The organism is Saccharothrix hoggarensis (assembly GCF_052936025.1).
In genome coordinates, this window is record NZ_CP193624.1 from 120,809 (window position 1) to 145,038 (window position 24,230).

Here is a 24,230-nt window from a genome sequence, read left to right on the forward strand (position 1 = left end):
GCCGTGGAGACGTTCTGGTTCTGCGTGATCGCCCTGCTCTGGCTGGGCTACCTGTTCCTGGAGGGCTTCGACTTCGGCGTCGGGATGCTGCTGCCGGTGCTGGGGCGGTCGGAGGCCGAGCGGCGGGTGCTGATCAACACCATCGGGCCGGTGTGGGACGGCAACGAGGTGTGGCTGCTGGTGGCCGTCGGCGCGACGTTCGCCGCGTTCCCCGCCTGGTACGCGGCGCTGCTCAGCTCGGTGTACCTGCCGCTGACGCTGTTCCTGCTGGCGCTGATCGGGCGCGGGGTGGCGTTCGAGTACCGGGGGAAGGTCGACTCGGCGCGGTGGCGGCGGGTGTGGGACGCGGTGATCGTCGCCGGGTCGTGGACCGCCGCGCTCAGCGTCGGGTTGCTGATCTCGGCGACGGTGTTCGGCATGCCGCTCGACGCCCTCGGCGACCGCGTCGGCTCGCCGTTCGCGGCGATCCGGGTGGAGACGCTGCTCGGCGCGGTGGCCGTGGCGGGGTACGCGTTCGTGCACGGCGCCGTGTTCCTGTCCCTCAAGACGGAGGGCGGGGTGCGGGACCGGGCCCGCGCGCTGGCGTTGAAGGTCGCGCCGTTCGCGTTGCTGCCGCTGCTGGTGCTGCTGCTGACCGTGCAGCTGAGGTCGGGGTCGACGTGGACGTGGGGCGCGTCGATCGTGGTGGCGCTGGCCGCCCTGGGCGCCTACGGGCGGCTGGTGCTGCGGCGCGAGGGGCAGGCGTTCGCGTTGATGGGGGTGGTCGTCGCGGGGGCGGTGGCGGCCCTGTTCGGCGCGCTGTACCCGGACGTCCTGCCGTCCACCGTGGACCCGGCGTGGTCGTTGACGGTGGCGAACGCGGCGTCGAGCCCGTACACGCTCACCGTGATGACGTGGGTGGCCGCGTTCGGCACGCCCGCGGTGCTCGTCTACCAGGGGTGGACGTACTGGGTGTTCCGCAAGCGCGTGGGCACCCGGCACATCCCCGCCGTGTCCGTTCCTCCGGCGTCCGGCCCTTCGGCGTCCGGCCCTTCCGGGCAGACCCGGTGAACTTCCCCGGAGCCCCTTCCGCCACGAAGCCGGGGAAAGGCCCGCTCGGCGCGCTGCCCGCGCTCTCGCGCTCGGCGCGCCGGGCGTTGGCCTGGTGCGCGTTGCTGGCCGCGCTGACGGCGTGCGCCTTGGTGTGGCAGGCCGTGGCGCTGGCGTCGGCGCTCGTGACCGGGGGGTCGTTGTGGGCGCTCGCCGGCGCGGTGGTGGTGCGGGCCGGGCTGGCGTGGGCGACGGAGTCGGTGGCCACGCGGGCGGCGGCGGGCGCGAAGGAGGAGCTGCGGGCGGCGGTGCTGGACCGGGCGCTGGGGCTCGGACCGTCGTGGATCGTGGCGCGCGGGCCCGCGTCGCTGGCGGTGCTCGCCACCAAGGGCCTGGACGCGCTCGACGCGTACTTCACCCGGTACCTGCCCGCGCTTGTGACGACGGCGGTCGTGCCGGTGGCCGTCGGCGGGTGGATCTTGCTCACCGACCCGACCTCGGCCGTGCTGATCGCCGTGACGCTGCCGCTGATCCCGGTGTTCGCGATCCTGATCGGGCGGTTCACGTCGGCGCGGGTCGGCGCGGCGGCGTCGGCGCTGGAGCGGCTGTCGGGACGGCTCGCGGAGCTGGTGCGGGCGCTGCCGGTGCTGACCGCGTTCGGCCGCGCGGCGGCGCAGGCGTCGGCCGTGCGGGAGGTGGGCGAGCGCTACCGGCGGGCGACGATGGGGACGTTGCGGGTGGCGTTCCTGTCGGCGCTGGTGCTGGAGGTCGTGGCGTCGCTGTCGGTGGCGCTGATCGCGGTGGGGATCGGGCTGCGGCTGGTGTCGGGGGAGATGACGCTGGTCACGGGCCTGGTGGTGCTGATCCTGGCGCCCGAGTGCTACCTGCCGCTGCGGGCGGCGGGCGCGGCGCACCACGCGTCGGAGGACGGCGTCGAGGCGGTGCGGCGGGTGGCGGAGGTCCCGGTCCCCGAGGCGCCCGGCCCCGCGTCGCCGCCGGTGGAGGGGGTGGAGGTCCGCGACCTGCGGGTGCGGCGGCGGGGGAGGTTCGCGCCGGACGGGGTGAGCTTCCGGGTGCGGCCCGGCGAGGTGCACCGGCTCGACGCGCCGAGCGGGGCAGGCAAGTCGACGCTCTTCGACGTGCTGCTGGGGTTCGTGCGGCCGGACGGCGGTTCGGTGGTCGTGGACCGGTCGGCCATCGCGTGGGTGCCGCAGCGGCCCGCGTTCGCCGGCCGCACGGTGGCCGACGAGCTGGAGCTGACCACCGGCCGGGTCGACCACGACGTGCTGGCGTCGGTCGCGGCCGGGCACCTGGTGTCGCGGCCGATCGCCGAGCTGTCGACGGGTGAGCGGCAGCGCGTCGCCGTGGCGCGGGCGCTGACCCGAGTCCGGTCGGGGGCGACGGTGCTGCTGCTGGACGAGCCCACCGCGCACCTCGACCCCGGCACGGCCGCCGAGGTCATGGCCGCGGTGCGCCGTGCCGCCGACGACGGCGCGGCCGTGGTGCTGGCGACCCACCGGGTGGTCGAGGCCGGCCCGGACGTCGCGCCGGACCGCGCGGTGGCGCGCTCGGCCGACCGGCCGGCCACCCCGCGGACGCCGCGTCCCACCGCCCGCTTGCTGGCCGGCGCGGCGCTGGGCGCGGCGGCGTCGTTGAGCGGGGTGGCGCTGACCGCCTTCGCGGCCTACCTGATCGCGAAGGCCGCCACCCAGCCGCCGATCCTGACGCTGTCGGTGCTGGTGGTGGGCGTGCGGACGTTCGCGCTGGCCAAGGGCGCGCTGCGGTACCTGGAGCGGCTGGTGTCGCACGACGCCGCGTTCCGGCACGCCGAGGCGCTGCGGGTCCGGCTGTGGCGGGGCCTGCGGCCCGGTCGGGCCGAGCTGAGCAGGCTCGTGGACGACGTCGACACCGTCCGCGACCTCGTGCCGCGCGTGCTCCAGCCGCCGCTCGTGGCCGCGGGCGTGTCGGTGGCGGCGGTGGTCCTGTTCACGGTCGTGGAGCCGGTCGCCGGGTTGGCGCTCGCGGTCGCGCTGGCCGTCGGCGGCACGCTCGCGCCGGTGGTCGCGGTGCTGACCGAGCGGCGGGCCACGGCGGTGCTCGCCCGGGGGCGGCGGGAGGTGTCGGAGCGGGTGCTGACCCTGTTCACGGCCGCGCCAGACCTGATCGCGTTCGGGGCGGACCGGGTGGTGCGGGCCGAGCTGGCGGCCCGTGACGCCGAGCTGGCGCGGCTGGCCCGCCGGCAGGCGCTCGGCGCGGGCGCGGCCATCGGGATCGTGCACCTGACGACCGGTCTGGCGTCGGCGGTGTGCCTGGGCCTCGGCTTGGCTTCCGGCGTCGACCCCCTGCTGGTGCCGGTGCTCGGCCTGGTGCCGTTGGCGCTGGCGGAGGTGCTGAGCGCGCTGCCCACCGCGGCACAGCACCGTGCCGCGTTGCGCGAGTCGTACGGGCGGATCGTCGAGCAGTCGTCCGCGCCGGCCGAGGTCGGCCCGTTGGCGCGGGTCGAGCGGGCGGGGGTCGGCGGCGCGGTCGGGCTGGAATCCGTGACGGCGCGGTGGCCGGGCAGCGCGGAGCCGGTCCTCTACCGGGTGTCCGTGGACCTGCCGGCACGGGCCAAGGTCGCCGTCGTCGGGCCGTCCGGTGCGGGGAAGTCCAGCCTGTTCGCGCTGCTCCTGGGGTTCCTGGAGCCCGAGCGGGGGCTGGTGTGGGGTCCGGGGAAGGTGGCCTGGTGCCCGCAGGAGCCGATGCTGGTGTCGACCACCGTCCGGGAGAACCTTCGACTGGGTGACCCCCGTGCGGATGACGCCCGGTTGCGGTGGGCGTTGGAGGTGGCGGGCGTCCGGCTCGACCTGGACACCGTCGTCGGGCCGACCCTGCTGTCCGGCGGGGAGGCGCAGCGCGTCGCGCTGGCCCGGGCGCTGCTCTACGACGCCGACCTCGTCCTCCTCGACGAACCGACCGCCCACCTGGACGAACCCACCGCGGGGGCGCTGCTCGACCGGCTGGACGACGTGCTGCGGGACAAGACCGTCATCCACATCACCCACCGGCCGGCCGAAGCCGAGCGCGCCGACGTGGTGCTGGACGTCACCGGGGGGCGGATCAGGCGCAGGGCCTACCGTTGAGCACCGTGGACCCCGCCCGCGTGCTCGCCGCGTCGACCGAGATCACGTCGGCCGCACTCGCCGGCGACGACCCGGACGCCGTGCTGCCGCTCGTGGTGCGCAACGCCGTCGACCTCGCCGGCGCCGACCTCGGCCTGGCCATGATCACCGCCGACGACGGCACCCTGACCGTCGAGGCGTCCTCCGGCGGCGACGACCCGGTGGGCGTGGTGCTGTCCAGCCGCTCGTCGGCGGCGCGCGCGGCCCGGACCGGGGTGCCGGTCGTCGCCGACGACTTCACCACCGACCCGCGCACCGCGCCGTTCGTGCCCAAGGCGCTGCGCGGCTACGGGCCGTTCGCGGTCGCGCCGTTCGGCACCAAGGAGCGGCGCATCGGGGCGCTGGCCGTGTACCGGCGCAAGGGCGCGCAGCCGTTCAGCCGGGACACCGTGGACGTGCTGACCGCGTTCGCCGCGCAGGCCGGGCTGGCGGTCGTGCTGGCCGAGGGCTCCACGGCGCGGCAGCGGATCGCCGTCTACCAGGAGCGGGAGCGGATCGCGCGCGACCTGCACGACGTGATCATCCAGCGGCTCTACGCAACCGGCGTGCAGCTGGAGCTGCTCGACCGGCGGCTCAAGCTCGACGGGCGGGAGGCCGCGCGGCTCGCCGACGTCGTCGACCAGCTCGACCAGACGATGGCCGAGGTCCGGGCGACCGTCCGGGAGCTGCGCAGCGCCGACCCCGGCAAGCCCGCGCACGCCGACCTCGCCGGTTCCGTGCTGGCCGAGGCGCGGACGGCCGGCGAGCTGCTCGGGTTCGAGCCGGAGGTGCGGACCGAGGGCGACGTGGCCGACGTGCCCGCCGAGCTGGCCGACCACGCGCGGGCGGCGCTGCGGGAGGCGCTGTCCAACGTGGTCCGGCACTCCGGCGCGCGGCACGTGGTCGTCGCGCTGCGCCGGACGCCCGACCGACTGGACCTGGAGGTCGCGGACGACGGCTGCGGCATCCCGCGCGGCGTCGCCAAGCGGGGCCTGCGGCACCTGGAGGAGCGGGCGCTGGCCGCGGGCGGCGGGTGCGAGATCACGTCGTCGCCGCGCACCGGCACGACGATCACCTGGCACGTGCCGCTGCGCCCGTGAACCCGCGCCCGTGAACCCGCGCCCGGGAACCCCGTCGATCAATGGCAATTCGTGGACCGGTGCGCCCGAGGGCACTTGATCCCCTCGCCATCGCAATGGTCGCAATCCGCAGTGTTGAAGGGGGTCGGGGCGAAGTGGCCGCGACCGCCGCAGTGGTCACATTCGATCTTCCAAGTACCGCAATGCGAGCATTTCTCATTCCTCATGGGACTCATCGCCCTTGCCTGCGCCAGTTGCGCTCTTCGACTTCCCGCTGTCGGATCACGCCGGCGGCGATGATCTCGTCACGAGTGTGCTCGCGCTGCCTGATGTGCTTGATGTGGACGCACGGTTCCGGGTCCCTGACCTGCGGCAACCAGATGGTCACCGGCCAGGCCAGGCCGATCGCGCCCGCTGCCGCCATGCCTTGCTCGTGTGGCTCGGCGGGTACGCCGTGACGACGACCGAAGTACCGTCTTCCGACAATTCTCATGATGATGAAGTAGAGAACCACAGCACCAACAATCCACCAATTCATAACCAGTGTCCCGTCTCTCGATCAATCGGAGCGAGATGTCTGCAATCGCGACTCGCGACTGAACTGTGAACTAGATCACACAGGATGTTACGCCGTTCGGCGCTATAGGGTCAAGGCTGAACTTGTATGGATGTAAACTTGGCTTGTGGCGCCTTCAGCCGGTAGGTCCGACGATGCGCGGCTCCGCGGTGCCGCGACGAAGCGCGCCCGCAGTCGTGCCGCGATCCAGGCCGCGGCGGCCGAGGTGTTCGCGGCGCGGGGCTGGCTCGCTACTCGCGTGGAGGACATCGCCCGCGCAGCCGGGGTCAGCACGCCGACTGCCTACAACCACTTCCCGGGGGGTAAGCAGCAGCTGATGGGCGAGGTTTACCGACCGCTCGTCGATCCGCTGCTCTCGGCGGCCGATGCGGCGATCCGGTCACGAGTTGACCCGTTCGAGGCGGTGAGGGCCCACGTCAGTGCGCTGGCGCAGCTCGCACGTCGACACCAGCGGCTGACCGAAGCCCTGGTCATCGCGGTCGGCGAGCAGACCGCGAAGGTCGGCCGGCCGACCGTGCCGGACCCGAGCGACATAAGGATCATCGTCCCGCTGACCGCACCGCTCACCCAACTCCTGGAGTACGGGCAGTTGGCTCGTGCCTTCCGTGACTACCCACCTGCGGCGGACACCAGCTCGTACCACACGAACGCGATCCTGCTTCGCGTCTTCTCGCGCCCCGACGAGACGCCCCAAGACACGGCGCGGATCGCGCTGAGTCAACTCATCCCGGCTTTGGACCGGTAGGCGCGAATCAGCGGGACCGGCGGGCCACCCACGCCGCCGCCTGCGTGCGGCGCTCCATGCCGAGCTTCGCCAGCACCGCCGTGACGTAGTTCTTCACGGTCTTCTCGGCGAGGAACAGCCGCTCGGCGATCTGCCGGTTGGTCAACCCCTCGCCGATCAGGTCGAGCACCCGGCGCTCCTGCTCGGTCAACGCGTCCAGCACGTCGACCTCCGCCGGCCGCCGCATCCGGTCCAGCACGCGCGCCGTCGTCTGCGGGTCCAGCAGCGACCGACCGGCCGCCACCTCGCGCACGGCCGTCACGAGGTCCTGCCCGCGCACCTGCTTCAGCAGGTAGCCGGACGCGCCCGCCATGATCGCGCCGACCAGCGCCTCCTCGTCGTCGAACGCGGTCAGCACCAGGCACCTCGGGCCGTCCGGCAGGGCCCGCAGCCGCCGGCACAGCTCGACCCCGCCGCCGTCCGGCAGCCGCACGTCCACGACCGCCACGTCGGGGCGTGCGGCGCCGGCCCTCGCCAGCGCCTCGCCCACACCGCCCGCCTCGGCGACCACCGAGATGTCGTCCTCGTCCTCCAGCAGTTCGCGCAGCCCTCTGCGCACCACCTCGTGGTCGTCTACGAGCAACACTCGCACCGGCACGAACCAACCATAGGTCGAATGCCGGTACCCACCGCGCCCGGCCGCCAAGACAGTGCAGGAATGCTGCTACGCGCGATCGAGGAAGCCGACCGGATCGTCGTCGGCAGGCTGGTGCTGGAGCTGTGGGGAGCGCACACCGCCGTGGCCCACGGCCAGGTGTTCTTCCCGGCGAGCCTGCCCGGGTTCCTGGTGGAGCACCAGGACCAGGTCGTCGGCCTGCTCACCTACGCCACCGCCGACGCCCACCTGGAGATCGTCACGATCGACGCCCTGCGCCGAGGCCGGGGCGTCGGCACCTCGCTGGTCGACGCCGTGGTGCGGCGCGCCCGGCAACTCGGGTGCTCCCGCATCCGGCTCACCACCACCAACGACAACCTCGACGCCCTGCGCTTCTACCAGCGGCGCGGCTTCCGGCTCGCCGCGCTGCGCCCCGACGCGGTGCGCGAGGCCCGTCGGCTCAAGCCGGAGATCCCCGGCGTCGGGGACTACGGCATCCCCATCACCGACGAGCTGGACCTGGAGCGTTGGGTCGCGCCGCGCTAGTTGTCCACAGGCCCCAGCCAGGCTGTCCACAGGTTGTGCACAACCCGGGGCTACCGGCTGGGGAGCGGGCTGAACACCTCGTCCCAGGCCGCCGCCACCTGCCGGGCGCAGGTGGCGGGGGCGACCCCGCCGACCCCCGTGCCCAGGCCGGGCATGGCGATCGTGCGGACGACGTCGCGCAACGGGCGGCCGTCGTCCAGCCGGCCGCCCAGCCACAGCCGCAGCACGGCCCGCGCGGCCAGGTACGGGTGGACGGTGTCCTCGGGCAGCAGCTCGCCGGGCTGCCGCATGGTCGGCGCGCTGATCAGCCACTCGGGCTCCGGCTCGCCGGTCGGCACGACCAGCGCCTCGCCCACCGGCAGCTCGCCGCCGTGCAGCCCCAGCACGGCGCTGCGCACGTTCCCCTCGACCATCGGGAACGCCCGCGCGTAGACGGCGTCGATGCCGCCGCGCATCCAGCCGGACGAGTTGGCGGGGCTCACCACGGCCTCGGCGACGATGTCGAGCACCGAGCCGCGGTGCACCTCGACGCCGGTCCGGCCCTCGGCCACCGCGAGCCACGCACGGGCCAGCGGTTCGTCGACGGCGCACAACACGAGACGGGGAACTGCTACCGGAGCGTTGATCTCACCCTCCGAATCGGCGGACACGGCCCCAGCATTCCAGGAGAACCCGTTGCGGCGGAACGGGGGAAGGCACCCGCCCCGCAGGTGATCCTCGCCTCAACGACACCGGTCCGGCCCGGTCCTCGTATCGTTGCGGCCGTGCTCGCCTACTTCGGACCGCAGGGAACGTTCACCGAGCAGGCCGCACGCGGCTTCGCCTCTCCGCAACAGGAACTGGTGCCGTTCGACACGGTGCCCGCCGCGCTCGCGGCGACCCGGCGCGGGGAGACCGAGGCGGCGTGCGTGCCGGTGGAGAACTCCGTCGAGGGCGCGGTGCCCGCCACGATGGACGCGTTGACCGAGGGCGCGCCGCTGGTCGCGGTCGCCGAGGCGGTGCTGCCGGTGCGGTTCAGCGTGCTGGTGCGGCCCGGCGGCGAGCCGGTGCGCACGGTCGCCAGCCACCCGCACGCGCTGGCGCAGGTCCGGCACTGGCTGGCCGAGCACCTGCCGACCGCCGAGGTGGTCGCCACGACGTCCACGGCCGCCGCCGCGCGGGCCGTGCTGAACGGCGAGTTCGACGCGGCGGTGAGCGCGCCGGTGGCCGTGCGGCACTACCCGCTGGAGGTGCTGGCCACCGACGTGGCCGACGTGCGGGACGCGAAGACCCGGTTCCTGCTGGTCCGCAGGCCCGGCCCGCTGCCGGAGCCCACCGGCCACGACCGCACGTCCGTCGTGTGCACCGTGCCGGACCGGGTCGGCGTGCTGTCGGACCTGCTGAGCGAGCTCGCGCTGCGCCGCATCAACCTGACCCGCATCGAGTCGCGCCCCACCAAGGGCAAGCTCGGCGAGTACCGGTTCTACATCGACCTCGACGGTCACGTGGCCGAGCCGCGCGTGGGCGACGCGCTCGCCGCGCTGCACCGGCACTGCCCGCAGACCCGGTTCCTCGGCTCGTACCCGAAGGCGGAACCGGGCGGCCCGGTCGTGGGCAGCGAGGAGTTCGTGGCGGCGGCCGAATGGGTGGACTCGATCCGGAGGGGGCACGGCGCGTGAGGTTGATCCTGGTCAGACACGGCGAGACGGCGTCGAACGTGAAGATGGCGCTGGACTCCCTGCCGCCAGGTCCGCCGCTGACCGACGCGGGCGTGGCGCAGGCCGCCGCGCTCGCCGAGGACCTGTCCCGCGAGCCCCTGGCGGCCGTGTACGCCAGCACGGCGGTGCGGGCGCAGCAGACGGCCGCGCCCGTGGCGGCGGCGCAGGGGCTCGACGTGGAGGTCGTCGACGGGGTGCAGGAGATCTACTGCGGCGACCTCGAGGGGCGGCACGACCGCGAGGCGTACGGGATCTTCGTCGAGACCGTGAAGCGGTGGGCGGAGGGCGACCTCGACGTGCCGCTGCCCGGTGGCGAGAGCGGGCGCCAGGTGCTCGACCGCTACCTGGCCGCGGTGGACAAGATCAGCGCCCGGCACCGGGACGGCGAGACGGTGGTGCTGGTCAGCCACGGCGCGTCGCTGCGGATGGCGGCGCTGGCCCTGGCGGCCGACGTGGGGCCGGAGCTGGCCGAGGCGGGCCTGCTGCCGAACACCGGCCGGGTGGTGCTGGAACGCGTCGGCGACGGCTGGCGCTGCACGTCGTGGACCGGCGTGGACGTGCGCGGCGCCTGACGACGGGACGGAACGGGGCGCGGGTCGCGGCGGCCGGGACGGGCGGGGCGTGACGCCAGGCGGGCGAGGGTGACGACGGACGGGCGGGGCGCGGTGGACCGGGCCTAGCCCCAGCCCAGTTCGTGCAGCTTGTCGTCGTCGATGCCGAAGTGGTGGGCGATCTCGTGCACCACGGTCACCACGATCTCCTCCACCACGTCGTCCTCGTCGTGGCAGATGTCGAGGATCGCCTCGCGGTAGATCGAGATCCGGTCCGGCAGCACGCCGCCGTACTCGGTGGTCCGGCTGGTCAGGGCGATGCCCTGGTAGAGCCCGAGCAGGCTCGGCTCCTCCGGGTTGCGGTCCTCGACCAGGACGACCACGTTGTCCATCGCCGTCGCGAACTCCGGTGGGATGAGGTCCAGCGCCTCGCCGACCAGTTCCTCGAACCGCTGACGGGTCATCTCCACCGGCACGGCGTCACCTCGATCGCGAAGTCGGGGTCGTGGTCGTCGTCTCCGGCGCGTCGGAACCGGACGAGGGCGGCGCCGACGAGCTCGTGTTGGACTCCGAGTGCAGCGGCGCGCCGGTCGGCTCGTCCTGCTGGACGGTCGTCGTCTGCGGCGGGTTCGACGTGGTCAGCGGCGGTGCGTTCGGGTTGCGCACGCTGCCCTCCCACGCGGTCAGGACGTTGTTGGCCGGCACCGCGCCGACCTTGCAGTTCACCAGCCGCGAACCCGCGGCCCAGCTCTCCGGCGCCCTGGTGTCCCAGGTGACGATGAAGCCGCGGGCCTTCAGGTCGGCGCCGCCGCTGTACTCGGCCGCGATCCGGCCGCACTCGACGCCGAGCAGGCGGTCCTGCTCGCCCGGCGGCAGGTAGTCGCCCGGCCGCAGCGCCACCACGCCGACGATCTCGTACGCGTGCGGCTTCGCGCACTCCACCGGGTCGCCCACCGACCGGCTCTCGGTGATGCCGAGGCACACGCCGGGGTCGTACACGTCGGACTGGTCCTGCGTGCGCGCGCTGCCGTACGCGGGCAGCAGGCCGCCCGCCGGACCGGCCACCTGGAGGCCGCAGCGCAGCGTCCGCTCGCCCTGGCCCCACATCCGCTCACCGGGGTTGAGCGGGCCCACCGTGTACTTGCCGAACGGGTCGAACTTGCCGGCCAGGTAGGTGAGCGACATCTGGACGCACTGCTCCTGGCTGATCTGCTGCCACTGCGCGTCGTCCGGGAAGGGCGCCTGCGGGCCGTGGGCGGCGGAGATGTCCGCCACTCCGGTGACCTCGAACAGGTGCTGCTGCGCGCAGTCGACCACGGCGATGTCCGTCAGGTCCGGACGCGTCCAGTTCAGGCACTCACCGGCCTCAGCTGCGAGAACGGGGTTCGAGGTGGTGCTGACCGTGCCGCCGGCGGTCCCGCCGGAGCCCACCGGCCACGACGTGAAGGCGCTGAGGCCGAGCAGTGCGAACGCGCCAGCGAACGCGCCGAGCAGGACCATCTGGTCACCTCGACGAAACCAACGCGCGGTCGCGGCCATCTACACCATGATGCCTGTGTCGGCCGACGAGACCTCAGGGCGGGGGGACTGTGTTGCTTTTGGGACACTCGTCACCCATTCGGCGGCCGATCTCTGTACCGTGCCCGCCGGGAGTGGCTGATGACTGAGAACGAGAACACCGGTAACGCCGCGACGCCCGGGCAGGGTGGCCCGAGCGGACCGAACGGACCGGGTGCACCGGGGCCGCAGGGTGGTGGCGCGACGCCGCCGTACCTGCCGCCGACACCTCAAGGACCGCCTCAGGGCCCACCGTCGGGCGGGCGCGGTCAGATCCGCCACCAGGAGCCCGGCCGGACCCAACCCCGGCCCGCGACCCTGGCCGAGCAGCGCGCCCGCGCGCAGGCGATCGAGCAGCAGCGCGAGCAGCAGCTGGCCGTCGAGGCCGAGGAGGCACGGCGCAAGAAGGTGCGCAAGCGCCTGCTCATCGGCGGCGGCGTGGCCGTCGGCGTGGCCGGCGTGGTGGCCATCTGGTACGCCGCGTCCAGCCCCGACGACGTGGTGGCGCAGTGCGTCCGCGACGACGTGGTGGTCGAGGACCAGTACTGCGACGAGAGCTACGCGCGGACCCACGGCGGGTACGTCAGCGGCGGGTTCATCTACATCGGTGGCAGCTCGTACCGCTACAACTACGGCGCCCCGGCCACCCCGGTCGGCCAGAAGATCAGTGGCGGCAGCTACACCTTGCCGAAGGGCGCGAACGTCACCACGAAGTCCGGCTCCGTCGTCCAGCGCGGCGGGTTCGGCGTGTCCGGCGGCAGCAAGAGCGGGGGCAGCTGAGTGCGTCGGGAGTCCTCCGCGCCCCGGCCGAACTGGCAGCGCACCGTCTCCGACCAGGGCCTCGTGTTCGGCGCGCCGGCCAAGGCCGCCGACGGCAGCCCGCGCCCGTACTGGGACGAGTCGGCCCACTACGTCTTCGACATGAGCGAGGTGCTCTCGCTGGAGGCGGACGTCGAGCTGCTGCACAACCTCTGCCTCGAAGCCGTCGACAACGTCGTGCTCACCGAGCGCTACCGCGACTTCGGCATCAACGAGTGGCTGTGGCCCGCGATCGCCGAGTCGTGGAAGCGCCGCGACCCGCACGTGTACGGGCGGTTCGACCTGCGGTACGACGGCAGCGGCCCGGCCAAGCTGCTGGAGTACAACGCCGACACGCCGACGTCGCTGCTGGAGGCGTCGGTCGTCCAGTGGAACTGGAAGACCGACGTGTTCCCCGAGGACGACCAGTGGAACTCCATCCACGAGAAGCTGGTGGAGCGCTGGGCCGAGATCGGCGACCGGCTGCCGTCGAACGAGCTGCACTTCACCTGGTCGGGCGCCGACCCGTCCGGCGAGGACCACGTCACCGTCGCGTACCTGCAGGAGACGGCGGCCGAGGCGGGCATGAACACCGTCGGCCTGGCCATCGAGGAGATCGGCTGGGACCCGCTGCTCAAGCGGTTCGTCGACCTCGAGGACGCGCCGATGGGCACGGTGGTGAAGCTCTACCCGTGGGAGTGGGTGGTGGACGAGCAGTTCGGCCGGTACGCCGTGGAGAGCCTGCCCGGCACCCTGTGGGTCGAGCCGCTGTGGAAGATGCTGCTGTCCAACAAGGCGCTGCTGGCCGTGATGTGGGAGATGTACCCCGGCCACCCGAACCTCCTGCCCGCGTTCCTGGACGACCCCGGCCTCCTCACGGAGTACGTGCGCAAGCCGCGGCTGGGCCGTGAAGGCGCGAACATCCAGATCGTCGCGCCCGGCTACGAGACCCAGACCGGCGGCATCTACGGCAAGGAAGGCTTCGTCTACCAGCTGTTCGACCCGCTGCCCGAGTTCGACGGCTACCGGCCGGCGCTCGGCGCGTGGGTCGTCGGCGACGCGTCCGCGGGCCTGGGCATCCGGGAGACGGTCGGCCTGGTCACCGACGACGGCGCGGCGTTCGTGCCGCACAGGATCGTCGAATGACCCCCACCGCCACCGCGCCCGTCCCCGGAACGACCACCCCCGGAAGCACCACCCCCGCGACGACCACCCCGGCTCGACCGCACGCACTCGACCGGATGAACGCCCCGCTCCCGTCGTCACCGGCTCCTTCACCGGCGGCACAATCGATCAACCTGCACACCATGGAGGGTCAGTGATCACCCAACTCGCGTTGGACCCCGGCTTCGGCGCCGACATCGCCGGCGGCGTCGGCGCGATCGCGCTCTACGCGATCGTCGGCCTGGTGCTGATGGTCTTCGGCTTCTACGCCATCGACTGGACCACGCCCGGCAAGCTCAGCGCCCTCGTCCGCGGCGGCGCCCCGAACGCGGTCATCGTGACCTCGGCCGGCCTCGTGAGCATGGCGCTGATCGTCGTCGTGGCGATCTGGAGCGCGGCGGGCAAGCTGGACGAGGGCCTGCTGTCGGCCCTGATCTTCGGCTTCGTCGGCATCATCGTCCAGGTGCTCGCGGTCCGGCTGCTGGAGTGGGTGACCCGGCTCGACATCGGCTCGCTCATCGAGTCCGACCGGTTCGCGCCGGCCAGCGCCGTGGTCGCGGCCGCGCACGTCGCGCTCGGCCTCGTGGTGGCCGTGGCCATCTCGTAGCCGGTCCCAGCCGTGTCGGAGGGGGTGCGCCCGAGCCGGGCACACCCCCTCCGCGCGTTCAGCCGACGGGGAGCCGCTGCCGCCACGTCAGCGGCGACACCTGGATGCGCGCGCCAGGCGACCCGTCCCACACGACCGGCAGCCCGCCCGCGGTGAGCGCCGCGACGACCTCGCGGCCCACCGCCGCGGCCGCGGCCGCGTGGTCGGGCGAGTCGGCGAGCGGGCCGTAGGCCAGGAACAACCCGCCGCCCGCCGCGGCCGACTCGGTGTCCTGCCGGTGGAAGAAGACGTACCCGCGGGCCGCCTCGCCCGCCTCGTCACCGATCTCCGCGACGCCGCACGTCTGGCAGCACGTGAAGTCCGGCCGGGCGACGATCCCGTCCGCGTCCAGCGCCTCGAACACCGCGAGCAGCCGGTCCACGTCGGTCGTCGCCGGCCACCCCTCCTGCTCGGCGGCCCGCTCCCGCCACAGCCGCTCCACGACCGCGCGCACGTGCCCCGGCGTCACGGCCCCCTCGTCCTCGAAGCACTCCAGCACGTCCTCCAGCACCTCGTCGAAGGTCGAGAACCCGCCGTGCACGAGCCCCCGCGCGTGCTCCTCGACCTCTTCGGCGACTTCTTCCGGGACGTCGTCCACCTGTTCCACCACGAGCGCATCCTGCCCGAGGGGTCCGACATCCCGTGATCACGGCGGCCGGCGCGCGGGAGCCGTCCGGCAATGGCTTTCACGGTGGTCCGGGCCGGGTACTACCCTTCCCCGTGTGATTGACCTCAAGGCACTGCGCGAGAACCCGGAAGCCGTCCGCGCGTCGCAACGCGCCCGCGGCGAGGACGAGACCGTGGTCGACGCGCTGCTGTCCGCCGACGAGCGCCGCCGGGCCGCCATCGCCCGCGCCGACGCGCTGCGCGGCGAGCAGAAGACGTTCGGCAAGCAGGTCGGCAAGGCCCGCGGCGAGGAGCGGGACGCGCTGCTGGCCAAGGGCAAGGAGCTGGCCGCCGAGGTCAAGGCCGCCGAGGCCGAGCAGTCCGCCGCCGAGGCCGAGCTGACCGAGCTGCACCGCGCCGTCCCGAACGTGGTCCACCCGGACGCGCCGGAGGGCGGCGAGGACGACTACGTCGTGCTCAAGCACGTCGGCGAGAAGCGCGAGTTCGACTTCACCCCGCTCGACCACCTCGACCTGGGCACCAGGCTCGGCGCGATCGACATGGAGCGCGGCGCGAAGGTGTCGGGCTCGCGGTTCTACTTCCTCACCGGCGTCGGCGCGCGGCTGGAGCTGGCGCTGCTGAACATGGCCGTCGCCCAGGCCACCGCGGCCGGCTTCACGCTGATGATCACGCCGACGCTGGTCCGCCCGGAGATCATGGCCGGCACCGGCTTCCTCGGCGCGCACGCGAGCGAGATCTACCGGCTCGAACAGGACGACCTGTACCTCGTCGGCACGTCGGAGGTGCCCCTCGCGGGCTACCACGCGGACGAGATCCTGGACGGCCCGAAGCGCTACGCGGGCTGGTCGTCGTGCTACCGCCGCGAGGCGGGCTCGTACGGCAAGGACACCCGCGGCATCATCCGGGTGCACCAGTTCAACAAGGTCGAGATGTTCTCCTACGTCAAGCCGGAGGACGCCGAGGCCGAGCACGCCAGGCTCCTGGCCTGGGAAGAGGAGATGCTGGCCAAGATCGAGGTCCCGTACCGGGTCATCGACACGGCCGCCGGCGACCTCGGCACGTCGGCCGCGCGCAAGTTCGACTGCGAGGCGTGGCTCCCCACCCAGCAGGCGTACCGCGAGCTGACGTCCACGTCGAACTGCACCACGTTCCAGGCGCGCCGGCTGAACGTGCGCTACCGCGACGAGAACGGCAAGCCGCAGATCGCCGCCACGCTCAACGGCACCCTGGCCACCACCCGCTGGATCGTGGCCATCCTGGAGAACCACCAGCAGGCCGACGGCTCGGTCGTCGTCCCGGAGGCGCTGCGGCCGTTCCTCGGCCTCGACGTGCTGAAGCCGATCTGACCGGTCAGGACCAGCTGCGCTCGACCTCGCCCGCCACGTGCCGGCCGATCTCCAGCGCCGACGTCGCGGCGGGTGAGGGCGCGTTGAGCACGTGCACCTGCCGCGGCGCGGTGTCGATCAGGAAGTCGTCCACGAGCGAGCCGTCCGCGCGCATCGCCTGCGCCCGCACGCCCGCGGTGGCGGGCACCAGGTCGTCCTCCCGCACCGCGGGCACCAGCCGGGCCAGGCTCGCCGCGAACCGCTTGCGGGACAGCGACCGCAGCACCTCCGCCGCGCCGGTGCGGGCAAACCGGCGCGCCAGCCGCCACGTGCCGGGGAACCGGGCCACGTCCAGCACGTCGGCCACCGAGACGTCACGCCACCGGTAGCCCTCGCGGCGCAGCGCCAGCACCGCGTTCGGGCCCGCGTGCACGCTGCCGTCGAGCATCCGGGTCAGGTGGACGCCCAGGAACGGCAGGGCCGGGTCCGGCACCGGGTAGATCAGCCCGCGCACCAGCCGCCGCCGGTCGGGCCGCAGCTCGTAGTACTCGCCCCGGAACGGCACGATCGTCGCCGACGGCGTCACGCCCGCGAGCCGCGCCACCCGGTCGCTGTGCAGGCCCGCGCAGTTCACCAGCGCGTCCGCCCGCACCACACCGCCCGGCGTGGCCACCTCGACGCCGCCGCCGCTGAGCGCGCGCCGGATCGCCAGCGCGGGCGTGGCCAGGCGCAGGTCGTGGCCGTCCAGCTCGCGCACGAGCGCCGCGCACACGGCCGGGAAGTCGATGATCCCGGTGCTCTCCACCCGCAACGCGGCCACCGCCGCCACCTCGGGCTCGTGCTCGCGGGCCTCGTCGACGCCGATCCGCCGCGCCGGCACCCCGTTCGCCTCGGCGCGCGCGGCCAGCGCGTCCAGCCTCGGCACCTCGTCGGGCGAGGTCGCGACGACGAGCTTGCCGCACACCTCCACCGGCACGCCGTGCTCGCGCGCGTAGGCGACGATCGAGGCGTTGCCGGCCACCGACATGCGCGCCTTCAGCGAGCCCGGCTTGTAGTACAGGCCCGCGTGCACGACGTTGCTGTTGTGCCCCGTCTGGTGGGCCGCCCACTGCCGTTCCTTCTCCAGCACCACCACGTCGTGGCCGCGCCGGGCCAGCTCCCGCGCCGTCGCCAGACCCACGATGCCGCCACCGATCACCACTGCTCGTCGCACCCGGCAGACGCTAGTGCGGGAGCCCGGCGTTCGACCAGGCACCATGGGAGGCGTGCAGAGACCTTCCCTTGTGGCATCCGACGTCGACGGCACCCTGCTCACCCCGCTCGGCCGGGTCAGCCCGCGCACGGCGGCCACGGTCGGCCGCGTGCTCGCCGCCGACGTCCCGTTCGTGCTGGCCACGGGCCGCCCGCCCCGCTGGGTGCCGGACGTGGCCGACGCCTGCGGCGTGTCCGGCTACGCCGTGTGCTCGAACGGCGCGGTGATCTACGACATCGGCGCCGACCGCGTCGTCTCGGCGGAGCTGCTCACCCCGGTGCAGCTCACCGACCTGGCCGGCATCCTCGACCGGGCGCTGCCGGGCTGCGCGCTGGCGTCGGAACGCGTCGGCGAGACGGCCCGCGACGGCGCTTCCCGCAACAGCGACTTCATCGCCGACGAGTCCTACAACCACCCCTGGCCGGACGGCGGCCAGCCGCTGCCGGGCCACCAGCGGGCCCAGGTGCTCGGCCTGCCGGCGGTGAAACTGCTGGTCAGGCACGCGAAGATGACGTCGGAGGACATGGCGGCCGCGGTCGGCCCGCTGGTCGACGGCCAGGTCGCGATGACGTACTCGACCAACGAGGGCCTGCTGGAGTTCGCCGCGCCCGGCGTGACGAAGGCGACCGGCCTGGCCGCCGTGAGCGAGCTGCACGGCGTGCCGGCCACCGGCGTGCTGGCCTTCGGCGACATGCCCAACGACGTGCCGATGCTGAGCTGGGCCGGGCACGGCGTCGCCATGGCGAACGCCCACCCCAAGGCGTTGGCCGCGGCGGACGAGGTCACCGCGGCCAACTCCGAGGACGGTGTCGCGCTGGTGCTGGAGCGCTGGTTCTGACCGGTCCCGGCTCCGGTGGGTCGGGCTCGGACCGGCGCGGGTTCAGGAGCAGGCGCTGACGGCGGCGACCATCGGCCGCTCCGGCCGCGAGTCCGCCCACCAGTCGAACGCGGACCGCAGCTCGTCCGGCACCGCGACGGGGGCGCACGACCGCTCGTAGGCCGTTTCCAGGGCCTGCGCCGAGGTCTCCGAGTAGCCGGCCCGGCTCATCCCCACCGCGTTGACGCCGTGCAGCCGGGCCGGGCTGCCGAACGCCTTGGCGAACGGCGGCACGTCCCTCGACACGACGGAGCCCATGCCGACCATGGCGCCCGGCCCCACCACGCGCCACTGGTGCACGACGGCGTTCATGCCCACGTTGACGCCGTCGCCGATCCGGGTGTGCCCGCCGAGGGACACCCCGGCCGACAGCGTGGCGTGCGGCCCGATCTCGCAGTCGTGGGCGATGTACACCCGGCTGAGCACCCACGACCCGGCCCCGATCGACGTGGGACGGCGGCTGCCCTGCTGGATGGTGGTCAGCTCGCGCACCGTCACGCCCTCGCCGAGGTGGACGCCGTGGTGGGCGAGGTCGCCCTCCCACGCCCGGTTGTGCGTGGCGTCGGTGATCTCCGGCGGCGTGCCGATCACGCAGCCGGGGCCGATCCAGCAACCGTCCTGCACGACGGCCGGGCCGAGCACGACCGCGCCCGGACCGATGGTGACGTCGTCGCCGAGCGTGACACCGTCACCGATGATCGCTGTGGGGTGAATGTGGTTGACCACTGGACTCCGTTCCGCCGGATGTGGGGGTCATGGCCGGCCCGGGTGGTGGTGCGGCTGATCCGCGCGGCGGTGCGGACCGGGGCTGAACCCGGTGACGGTTCTCGCGCCATGACGGTGTCGCGCGTCGAGAGGACGCCCTCGGACCCGGGACCGCGTGTGCCCGGGGAGGGCGTCGGTGCTCGGGTCGAGGCGACATTGCAAGCGGCGATTATCGCAGAGCCCGTCGATCGTCCCCACGGCCCATCGGCGATGCGACCAACGGGGTAACCGATCCGGTCAGGTGACGGGGAGAATTCGATTCGACACACCGCGTCACACCAGTGATGATCACTTTCCGTTTCGATGGTGTAACGAAAGGTATTCGAGGGGCGGCTCGCCGCTCCTCACTTGCGAGAGCACGACCGCCGCGGTCGCGAAGGGGGACGCCATGGCATTCGAAGCCGCCGTGAGGACCGTCGACATCACCCCGGTCCACCCGCCGTACCCGAGCCTGTGGATGGGTGGCTACGGGTGGGGGCCGCGCCCCAACAACGGCCTGATCGCCCGGCGGCTCCGGGCGCACTGCCTGGTGCTGTGGGACGACGGCGTGCCGAACGTGCTGCTGCGCGCCGACGTGGTCAGCATCCCGCGCGACGTGCACCACTTCATCCGCGACACCGTCGTCCGCGAGGGCCTGGTGGACTTCGAGTCCGACTTCCTGCTCTCGTCCAGCCACACGCACTCCGGCGCGTGCCTCGGCGACACCCGGCCCGACCCGAAGATCATCATGAACCTCACCGACGCCGACGTGCACGCGGTCAACCAGACGACGTGGCTGGTCATGGAAGCGCTGGTGCAGCTCGTGCGCGACACGGTGGCCATGCCGCGCACGCCCGTGACGGCGAGATACGGCCGGACCACGGCCGACCTGGGGTTCAACCGGGCCGGCCTGCCCACCGTGCTGGACGAGGTCGAGGTGGTGGTCCTGCGCCGGGCCGGCACCCAGCGGGGCAACTTCGCGGTGCTCTTCGGCGCGGCGTGCCACCCCGTGGCCCGCGGCAACGACCAGGTGTTCGACAGCGACTACCCCGGAGCCGCCGCCGAGCACATCGAGCAGGCGCTCGGCGTGCCGGCCCTGTTCTTCCAGGGCGCGGCGGGCGACCAGGAGCCGCACCACCCGCACGTCCCGGAGCAGGTGACGACCCTGGGCTCCCGGCTCGGCCGCGCGGTCGTCGACCGGATCGTCGCCGGGAACCTGGCCGCCGTCACCGGACCGGTGCGCACGTCGTACGTCGAGGTGCAGCTGCCGCTGTCGGTCGACACCACGCAGCAAGCCGTGGTGGACGAGCTGCGGGCCAAGTACCAGGCGCGGGCGGCCGGCCTGCCGACCTCCGACGTCCGCCGCAGGCACGCCGACCAGATGCTCGGCCTGATCAACGCCAACCTGCTGCCCACGTCGATGCCGATGCCCATCCAGTGCTGGCGGTTCGGCGGGCTGAACGTCATCGCCCTGGGGCACGAGGTGCTGTCGGCGTTCGACGTGCGGCTGCGCGCCGCGTTCGGCGGACCGCTGTGGGTGATGGGGTACGCGAACGAGGTCGAGGGCTACGTGCCCGACGACCAGGCGTGGTGGGCCGGCGGGTACGAGGCGGGGTGGAGCGGCGACCCGGCGATCGCGGGTGAGTTCGCCGCGACGATGGCGTACTCGTGGCCGACGCCGCTGAAGGCGTCGCCGGTGGGCGTCACGCCGGCCGCGGCGGGCAGCGCCGAGCGGATCGTGCTCGACACCGCGCTGGGCCTGCTGACCAGCCCGATCGTCTGACCGGCCCGAAGTTCAAGTGGAGCGGAACGGCCGACGTGGTCGGCGGCGGGTGACCCCGTCGCCGACCACGTCGTCGCCCGTCGTCAGGCCTTGCCCGCGATGGACTTGAGGATGTCCAGGTTCGCTTCGCAGATCTTGGGCATGTCGAAGTTGTCGAACACCCACTGCTTGCCCGCCTGGCCGACCTTCTCGGCCAGCGCCGGGTCGTCGAGCAGCTTGTGCACCGCGGCCGCGAGGCCCTGGTGGTCACCGGGCTTCACCAGCAGCGACTCGATGCCGTTGGTGATCGTCGCGCTGGGGAAGTAGTCGCCCCGCTCGGCGATGACGGTCGGCGTGCCGGCGGCCATGGCCTCCAGCGACGCGATGCCGATGCCGAAGCCCTGCAGGTCGTGGATCTCCAGGTCCGAGGCGGCGAGGATGCCGGGGATCTCGGGCTTGGGCAGCGTGCCGGTGCAGATGAGCGCGTGGTCGACGCCCAGCTCCTTGGCCCGGTCGAGGAAGGCGGTGAAGTACATGCCGCCCACGACCATGACCTTGGTGTCCGGGTGCTTCTCCAGGATCATCGGCAGCGCCTCGATGAGGTTCAGCCGGTCGCGCACCGGGATCACGTGGCCCAGCGACGCGATCAGCGGACCGTCGCCGATGCCGTACTTCGCGCGCACCCGGTCCCGCTCGATCGAACGGGACAGGTTCGTGAAGCGGTCGAGCTCGACGCCGACGGCCAGCTTCTCGATCCGGCTGTCCGGGATCTTGTAGCGCTTCTTGATGTACTCGTCGAACACGGTGTCGATCGCGACGACCTTGGTCGGCTTGTTGTACGCCGTGATCGGCCGCACGACGAGCGCGTCGAGCACCCGGAACACGCCGTGCACCAGCTTCACCGGGCTCTGCAGCCGCGTGTGCAGGGTCAGCAGCGACGGCACCTTGTTCTTGCGCGCCCACAGGCCGCTCTGCCAGGTGAGGTCGAAGAACTGTCCGTGCTGGTGGATGACGTCGGGCTTGAAGTCGTCCAGCAGCTTGAACACCCGCTTGCGGTTGCCCCACTTCAACGCGAACGTGATGTCGAAGTTGAACGAGATCCGCGTCTCCGGCAGGGTCCACGACGGCAGCCGCACGATGCGGAGACCGTCGCGCTCTTCCACCGGCAGCGCGCCCCCGTACGCGGCGGTGATGACCAGCACCTCGTGACCCGCCGCGGCGTAGTGCCTGGCCAGCGTGTCGGACACGTAGGCACTACCGCCCATTCGGGGCGGGAAGAAGTTGTTGACGATCGCGATGCGCACGCGGATTCCCCTCTTAGCTCGCACCCGCCGGAACCGCCGCCACGTGCCCGTTCCCCGTCGACACGGTGGCCTCGTGCACCACGCGGTGCGCCGGCAGGATCGCCGCGCGCTCCTTGCGCACCTCGTCGGAGCCCGCGCCGAGTTCCATCAGGTTGAGGAAGTGGTTGAGCTGGGCGGCGAGCGGTTCGGCGCTCTGCAGGATGGTCGGCAGCTCGATGACGGTCTGCTGCTTGTAGCCCACGCCGTCGGCCGCGGGCGAGTCCGCCACGTGCCGGTAGATGGTGATGTCGCGGCGGAGCAGGTCGATCTCGATCAGGCGGTCCAGCTCCAGCACGGAGATCTGCCGCACCTTGCGCTGGCTGATCCGGCTGGCGGAGATGGTGGCGAGCGCGCCGCCCGGGAACGACATGGTCGCGTCGGCCGAGTCCTCGGACTGGTTGGCCTTGGACTGCGGGTTGAAGTACCCGAACGAGCCCTTCACCGCGGCCGGCTCCTCGCCGATGAACCGGATGGCGAGGTCCACGTCGTGGATCAGCAGGTCGGACGCGACACCGGTCTTGATCCGCGGCACGAACGGCGAGTGCCGCATGGCGTTGATCTGCACGACCTCGCCCACGAACTGCATCGCGGTCATGATCGCCGGGTTGAACCGCTCCAGGAAGCCGCAGACCAGCGGCAGGCCGCGGCGCTCCGACTCGGTCACCAGCTCCTCGGACTGCGCGTAGGTGGCCGCCAGCGGCTTCTCCACCAGCAGCGGCTTGCCCAGCTCCAGGACCTGCTTGGCGATGTCGTAGTGCGCCTCGGTCGCGGCGGCGATCACCACGGCGTCGATGCCGGCCAGGCCGTCGATCGACGGCGCGTAGGCGGCGCCGTAGCGGTCGGCGATCTCCTTGCCGACCTCCTCGCGCTGCTCCACGAGCACGGCGAAGTCGACCCGGTCGGACTGGGACAGCACCCGGGCGTGCAGCGAACCCATGCTGCCCGCGCCGATCAGCGCCACCTTGGGACGTGCGCTCATGCGCCGAACACCTCCCGCACCGCCGCGACGACGGTGTCCAGCTCGGCCTCGGTCAGCTTCGGGTGCACCGGCAGCGACAGCGCCTGCTCGGCGACCTTCTTGGCCACCGGCACGTCCGAGGCGATGACCTGCGGGTTGTCCCGGTAGCAGTCGTAGTCGAACACCAGCTTCGGGTAGTAGATCCCGTTGCCGACGCCCTTCTCGGTGAGCTTGGCGGACAGCTCGTCCCGGGTCACCGGGGCGTCGTCGCCGACCAGCACGGTGTACTGGTGCCACACGTGCGAACGGCCGGGGAGCACCGTCGGGACGGTCAGGCCGGTCAGGCCGTCGAGCCCCTTGGACAGCGCCTCCGCGTTGCGCTGGCGCGCCTCCGTGAGCTGCGGCAGCTTCTCCAGCTGCGGGATGCCCAGCGCGGCGTGCAGGTCCGTCAGCCGGTAGTTGTGGCCGGCCATCTCGTACTGGTAGCGCGCCCGCATGCCCTGGTTGCGCATGACCCGCAGCTTGTCCGCGAGGGCGTCGTCCGAGGTGGTGATCACACCGCCCTCGGCCGTCGTGATGTTCTTCGTCGCGTAGAGCGAGAAGCAGCCGATGCCGAAGCTGCCGGCCGCCTTGCCCTCGAACGTCGCGCCCACCGCCTGCGCCGCGTCCTCGACGATCGTCAGCCCGTGCTCCTCCGCCAGCGGCACGAGGCGGCCCATGTCGGCCGTCTGGCCGTACAGGTGGACCGGCATGAGCACCTTCGTCTTCGGCGTGACCTGCGCGGACACCGCGTCGGGGTCGATGCAGAAGTCGTCGGCGCGGATGTCCGCGAAGCGTGCCGTCGCCCCCGCCTCCAGGATCGCGTTCAACGTCGCGACGAAGGTGAACGGCGAGGTGATGACCTCGTCACCCGGCTGGAGGTCGAGCGCCTGGATGGACGCGACGAGGGCGGTCGTGCCGTTGTTCACAGCGACCGCGTGCGGCACGCCAGCCACGGCGGCGAAGGCGTCCTCGAACCGCTTGACCATCGGGCCCTGAGCGATGACGCCGGACCGGAGCACCTCGAGTACCAGCGCTTCGGCGTCACGGACGTCTACGACGGTGATGGGAATCATGCAGCAGACTTTCGCTTTCGGAGGCGATGGGATACGTCCGGTAGAGTGACTGTTCGTCCCCGGC

Annotated in this window: 24 protein-coding genes; 13 read left to right on the forward strand and 11 right to left on the reverse strand. The window is 72.8% G+C overall.

From position 1 onward, the window contains the following. The first annotated feature begins 3 nt into the window (after nt 1-3). The 3 genes from cydB to ACRAKH_RS00635 are packed head-to-tail and all read left to right on the forward strand — an operon-like array spanning nt 4 to nt 5,269. Nucleotides 4-1,050, forward strand: coding sequence for a cytochrome d ubiquinol oxidase subunit II (cydB, locus tag ACRAKH_RS00625; protein ID WP_380728588.1), 1,047 nt, complete (start codon nt 4-6; stop codon nt 1,048-1,050). Next, a complete protein-coding gene (cydD, locus tag ACRAKH_RS00630; RefSeq protein ID WP_447009557.1) occupies nt 1,047-4,151 on the forward strand; it encodes a thiol reductant ABC exporter subunit CydD in 3,105 nt (1,034 codons plus the stop codon). Before cydB ends, cydD begins: the two co-directional genes overlap by 4 nt. Beyond that, the gene (locus tag ACRAKH_RS00635) at nt 4,148-5,269 is read left to right on the forward strand and encodes a GAF domain-containing sensor histidine kinase (RefSeq protein WP_380727928.1); all 1,122 of its coding nucleotides are present in this window, start codon (nt 4,148-4,150) and stop codon (nt 5,267-5,269) included. Before cydD ends, ACRAKH_RS00635 begins: the two co-directional genes overlap by 4 nt. 211 nt (nt 5,270-5,480) lie before the next feature. Here ACRAKH_RS00635 and ACRAKH_RS00640 read toward each other — a convergent pair whose 3' ends face one another. Continuing rightward, nucleotides 5,481-5,762, reverse strand: coding sequence for a hypothetical protein (locus ACRAKH_RS00640; protein WP_380727930.1), 282 nt, complete (start codon nt 5,760-5,762; stop codon nt 5,481-5,483). Nucleotides 5,763-5,931: 169 nt separating this feature from the next. Between ACRAKH_RS00640 and ACRAKH_RS00645 the strand changes: the two genes are divergently transcribed. After that, the gene (locus ACRAKH_RS00645; protein ID WP_380727932.1) at nt 5,932-6,570 is read left to right on the forward strand and encodes a TetR/AcrR family transcriptional regulator; all 639 of its coding nucleotides are present in this window, start codon (nt 5,932-5,934) and stop codon (nt 6,568-6,570) included. A gap of 7 nt (nt 6,571-6,577) precedes the next feature. Here the strand turns inward: ACRAKH_RS00645 and ACRAKH_RS00650 are convergent, their stop codons facing one another. Continuing rightward, nucleotides 6,578-7,207 (reverse strand): response regulator, encoded by a 630-nt coding sequence (locus ACRAKH_RS00650; RefSeq protein ID WP_380727934.1) that lies wholly within the window; start codon nt 7,205-7,207, stop codon nt 6,578-6,580. Between the two features lie 60 nt (nt 7,208-7,267). Between ACRAKH_RS00650 and ACRAKH_RS00655 the strand changes: the two genes are divergently transcribed. Then, a complete protein-coding gene (locus ACRAKH_RS00655; protein ID WP_380727936.1) occupies nt 7,268-7,750 on the forward strand; it encodes a GNAT family N-acetyltransferase in 483 nt (160 codons plus the stop codon). Nucleotides 7,751-7,800: 50 nt separating this feature from the next. On the opposite strand, the gene ACRAKH_RS00660 is transcribed toward ACRAKH_RS00655, so the two are convergent. Continuing rightward, nucleotides 7,801-8,400, reverse strand: a complete 600-nt coding sequence (locus ACRAKH_RS00660; protein WP_380727938.1) for a macro domain-containing protein — start codon at nt 8,398-8,400, stop codon at nt 7,801-7,803. A gap of 114 nt (nt 8,401-8,514) precedes the next feature. Here ACRAKH_RS00660 and pheA point away from each other — a divergent pair, with 114 nt between their 5' ends. Together pheA and ACRAKH_RS00670 are read left to right on the forward strand one after the other, a co-directional pair. Continuing rightward, the gene (gene pheA, locus ACRAKH_RS00665; protein WP_380727940.1) at nt 8,515-9,408 is read left to right on the forward strand and encodes a prephenate dehydratase; all 894 of its coding nucleotides are present in this window, start codon (nt 8,515-8,517) and stop codon (nt 9,406-9,408) included. Continuing rightward, nucleotides 9,405-10,019 carry a histidine phosphatase family protein gene (locus ACRAKH_RS00670; RefSeq protein ID WP_380727942.1) on the forward strand — a complete coding sequence of 205 codons (615 nt, stop codon included), beginning with the start codon at nt 9,405-9,407 and terminating at the stop codon, nt 10,017-10,019. Before pheA ends, ACRAKH_RS00670 begins: the two co-directional genes overlap by 4 nt. 104 nt (nt 10,020-10,123) lie before the next feature. On the opposite strand, the gene ACRAKH_RS00675 is transcribed toward ACRAKH_RS00670, so the two are convergent. Both ACRAKH_RS00675 and ACRAKH_RS00680 read right to left on the reverse strand, forming a co-directional pair. Beyond that, nucleotides 10,124-10,474 (reverse strand): metallopeptidase family protein, encoded by a 351-nt coding sequence (locus ACRAKH_RS00675; RefSeq protein ID WP_380727944.1) that lies wholly within the window; start codon nt 10,472-10,474, stop codon nt 10,124-10,126. A 4-nt stretch (nt 10,475-10,478) separates the two neighbouring features. Beyond that, nucleotides 10,479-11,498, reverse strand: coding sequence for a septum formation family protein (locus tag ACRAKH_RS00680; RefSeq protein ID WP_380727946.1), 1,020 nt, complete (start codon nt 11,496-11,498; stop codon nt 10,479-10,481). Between the two features lie 159 nt (nt 11,499-11,657). On the opposite strand from ACRAKH_RS00680, the gene ACRAKH_RS00685 reads away from it, so the two are divergent. The 3 genes from ACRAKH_RS00685 (at nt 11,658) to ACRAKH_RS00695 (ending at nt 14,124) form a co-directional block, all read left to right on the forward strand. Next, nucleotides 11,658-12,335 carry a hypothetical protein gene (locus ACRAKH_RS00685; protein ID WP_380727948.1) on the forward strand — a complete coding sequence of 226 codons (678 nt, stop codon included), beginning with the start codon at nt 11,658-11,660 and terminating at the stop codon, nt 12,333-12,335. Further along, the gene (locus ACRAKH_RS00690) at nt 12,336-13,499 is read left to right on the forward strand and encodes a glutathionylspermidine synthase family protein (RefSeq protein WP_380727950.1); all 1,164 of its coding nucleotides are present in this window, start codon (nt 12,336-12,338) and stop codon (nt 13,497-13,499) included. It begins immediately after the preceding gene. A 172-nt stretch (nt 13,500-13,671) separates the two neighbouring features. Beyond that, nucleotides 13,672-14,124 (forward strand): DUF350 domain-containing protein, encoded by a 453-nt coding sequence (locus tag ACRAKH_RS00695; protein ID WP_380727952.1) that lies wholly within the window; start codon nt 13,672-13,674, stop codon nt 14,122-14,124. Nucleotides 14,125-14,182: 58 nt separating this feature from the next. On the opposite strand, the gene ACRAKH_RS00700 is transcribed toward ACRAKH_RS00695, so the two are convergent. Beyond that, on the reverse strand, nt 14,183-14,773 hold the full coding sequence (locus ACRAKH_RS00700; RefSeq protein ID WP_447009558.1) for a DUF6891 domain-containing protein: 591 nt from the start codon (nt 14,771-14,773) through the stop codon (nt 14,183-14,185). Between the two features lie 112 nt (nt 14,774-14,885). Between ACRAKH_RS00700 and serS the strand changes: the two genes are divergently transcribed. Further along, nucleotides 14,886-16,136, forward strand: coding sequence for a serine--tRNA ligase (gene serS, locus ACRAKH_RS00705; RefSeq protein WP_380722907.1), 1,251 nt, complete (start codon nt 14,886-14,888; stop codon nt 16,134-16,136). 4 nt (nt 16,137-16,140) lie between these two features. Here the strand turns inward: serS and lhgO are convergent, their stop codons facing one another. Further along, nucleotides 16,141-17,328 (reverse strand): L-2-hydroxyglutarate oxidase, encoded by a 1,188-nt coding sequence (gene lhgO, locus ACRAKH_RS00710; protein ID WP_380722909.1) that lies wholly within the window; start codon nt 17,326-17,328, stop codon nt 16,141-16,143. A gap of 52 nt (nt 17,329-17,380) precedes the next feature. Between lhgO and ACRAKH_RS00715 the strand changes: the two genes are divergently transcribed. Continuing rightward, a complete protein-coding gene (locus ACRAKH_RS00715) occupies nt 17,381-18,205 on the forward strand; it encodes an HAD family hydrolase (RefSeq protein ID WP_380722911.1) in 825 nt (274 codons plus the stop codon). 42 nt (nt 18,206-18,247) lie between these two features. Here ACRAKH_RS00715 and ACRAKH_RS00720 read toward each other — a convergent pair whose 3' ends face one another. Next, nucleotides 18,248-18,970 carry a UDP-N-acetylglucosamine acyltransferase gene (locus tag ACRAKH_RS00720; protein WP_380722912.1) on the reverse strand — a complete coding sequence of 241 codons (723 nt, stop codon included), beginning with the start codon at nt 18,968-18,970 and terminating at the stop codon, nt 18,248-18,250. A gap of 427 nt (nt 18,971-19,397) precedes the next feature. Between ACRAKH_RS00720 and ACRAKH_RS00725 the strand changes: the two genes are divergently transcribed. Beyond that, a complete protein-coding gene (locus tag ACRAKH_RS00725; protein WP_380722913.1) occupies nt 19,398-20,771 on the forward strand; it encodes a hypothetical protein in 1,374 nt (457 codons plus the stop codon). 83 nt (nt 20,772-20,854) lie between these two features. Here the strand turns inward: ACRAKH_RS00725 and ACRAKH_RS00730 are convergent, their stop codons facing one another. Genes ACRAKH_RS00730 through ACRAKH_RS00740 form a run of 3 tightly spaced genes read right to left on the reverse strand, consistent with a single transcriptional unit; the run spans nt 20,855 to nt 24,166 of the window. Next, on the reverse strand, nt 20,855-22,054 hold the full coding sequence (locus tag ACRAKH_RS00730) for a glycosyltransferase family 4 protein (RefSeq protein WP_380722915.1): 1,200 nt from the start codon (nt 22,052-22,054) through the stop codon (nt 20,855-20,857). A gap of 13 nt (nt 22,055-22,067) precedes the next feature. Beyond that, the gene (locus ACRAKH_RS00735; RefSeq protein WP_380722917.1) at nt 22,068-23,072 is read right to left on the reverse strand and encodes a Gfo/Idh/MocA family protein; all 1,005 of its coding nucleotides are present in this window, start codon (nt 23,070-23,072) and stop codon (nt 22,068-22,070) included. Beyond that, the gene (locus ACRAKH_RS00740; protein WP_380722919.1) at nt 23,069-24,166 is read right to left on the reverse strand and encodes a DegT/DnrJ/EryC1/StrS family aminotransferase; all 1,098 of its coding nucleotides are present in this window, start codon (nt 24,164-24,166) and stop codon (nt 23,069-23,071) included. The genes ACRAKH_RS00735 and ACRAKH_RS00740 overlap by 4 nt, the downstream gene beginning before the upstream one ends. Nucleotides 24,167-24,230: the final 64 nt, after the last annotated feature.

Coding starts and splice junctions, on each gene's coding strand:
- ACRAKH_RS00655 (WP_380727936.1), top strand. CDS start 7,268: ATGCTGCTACGCGCGATCGAGGAAGCCGACCGGATCGTCGTCGGCAGG.
- ACRAKH_RS00725 (WP_380722913.1), top strand. CDS start 19,398: ATGGCATTCGAAGCCGCCGTGAGGACCGTCGACATCACCCCGGTCCAC.
- ACRAKH_RS00685 (WP_380727948.1), top strand. CDS start 11,658: ATGACTGAGAACGAGAACACCGGTAACGCCGCGACGCCCGGGCAGGGT.
- ACRAKH_RS00740 (WP_380722919.1), bottom strand. CDS start 24,166: ATGATTCCCATCACCGTCGTAGACGTCCGTGACGCCGAAGCGCTGGTA.
- ACRAKH_RS00680 (WP_380727946.1), bottom strand. CDS start 11,498: ATGGTCCTGCTCGGCGCGTTCGCTGGCGCGTTCGCACTGCTCGGCCTC.
- ACRAKH_RS00735 (WP_380722917.1), bottom strand. CDS start 23,072: ATGAGCGCACGTCCCAAGGTGGCGCTGATCGGCGCGGGCAGCATGGGT.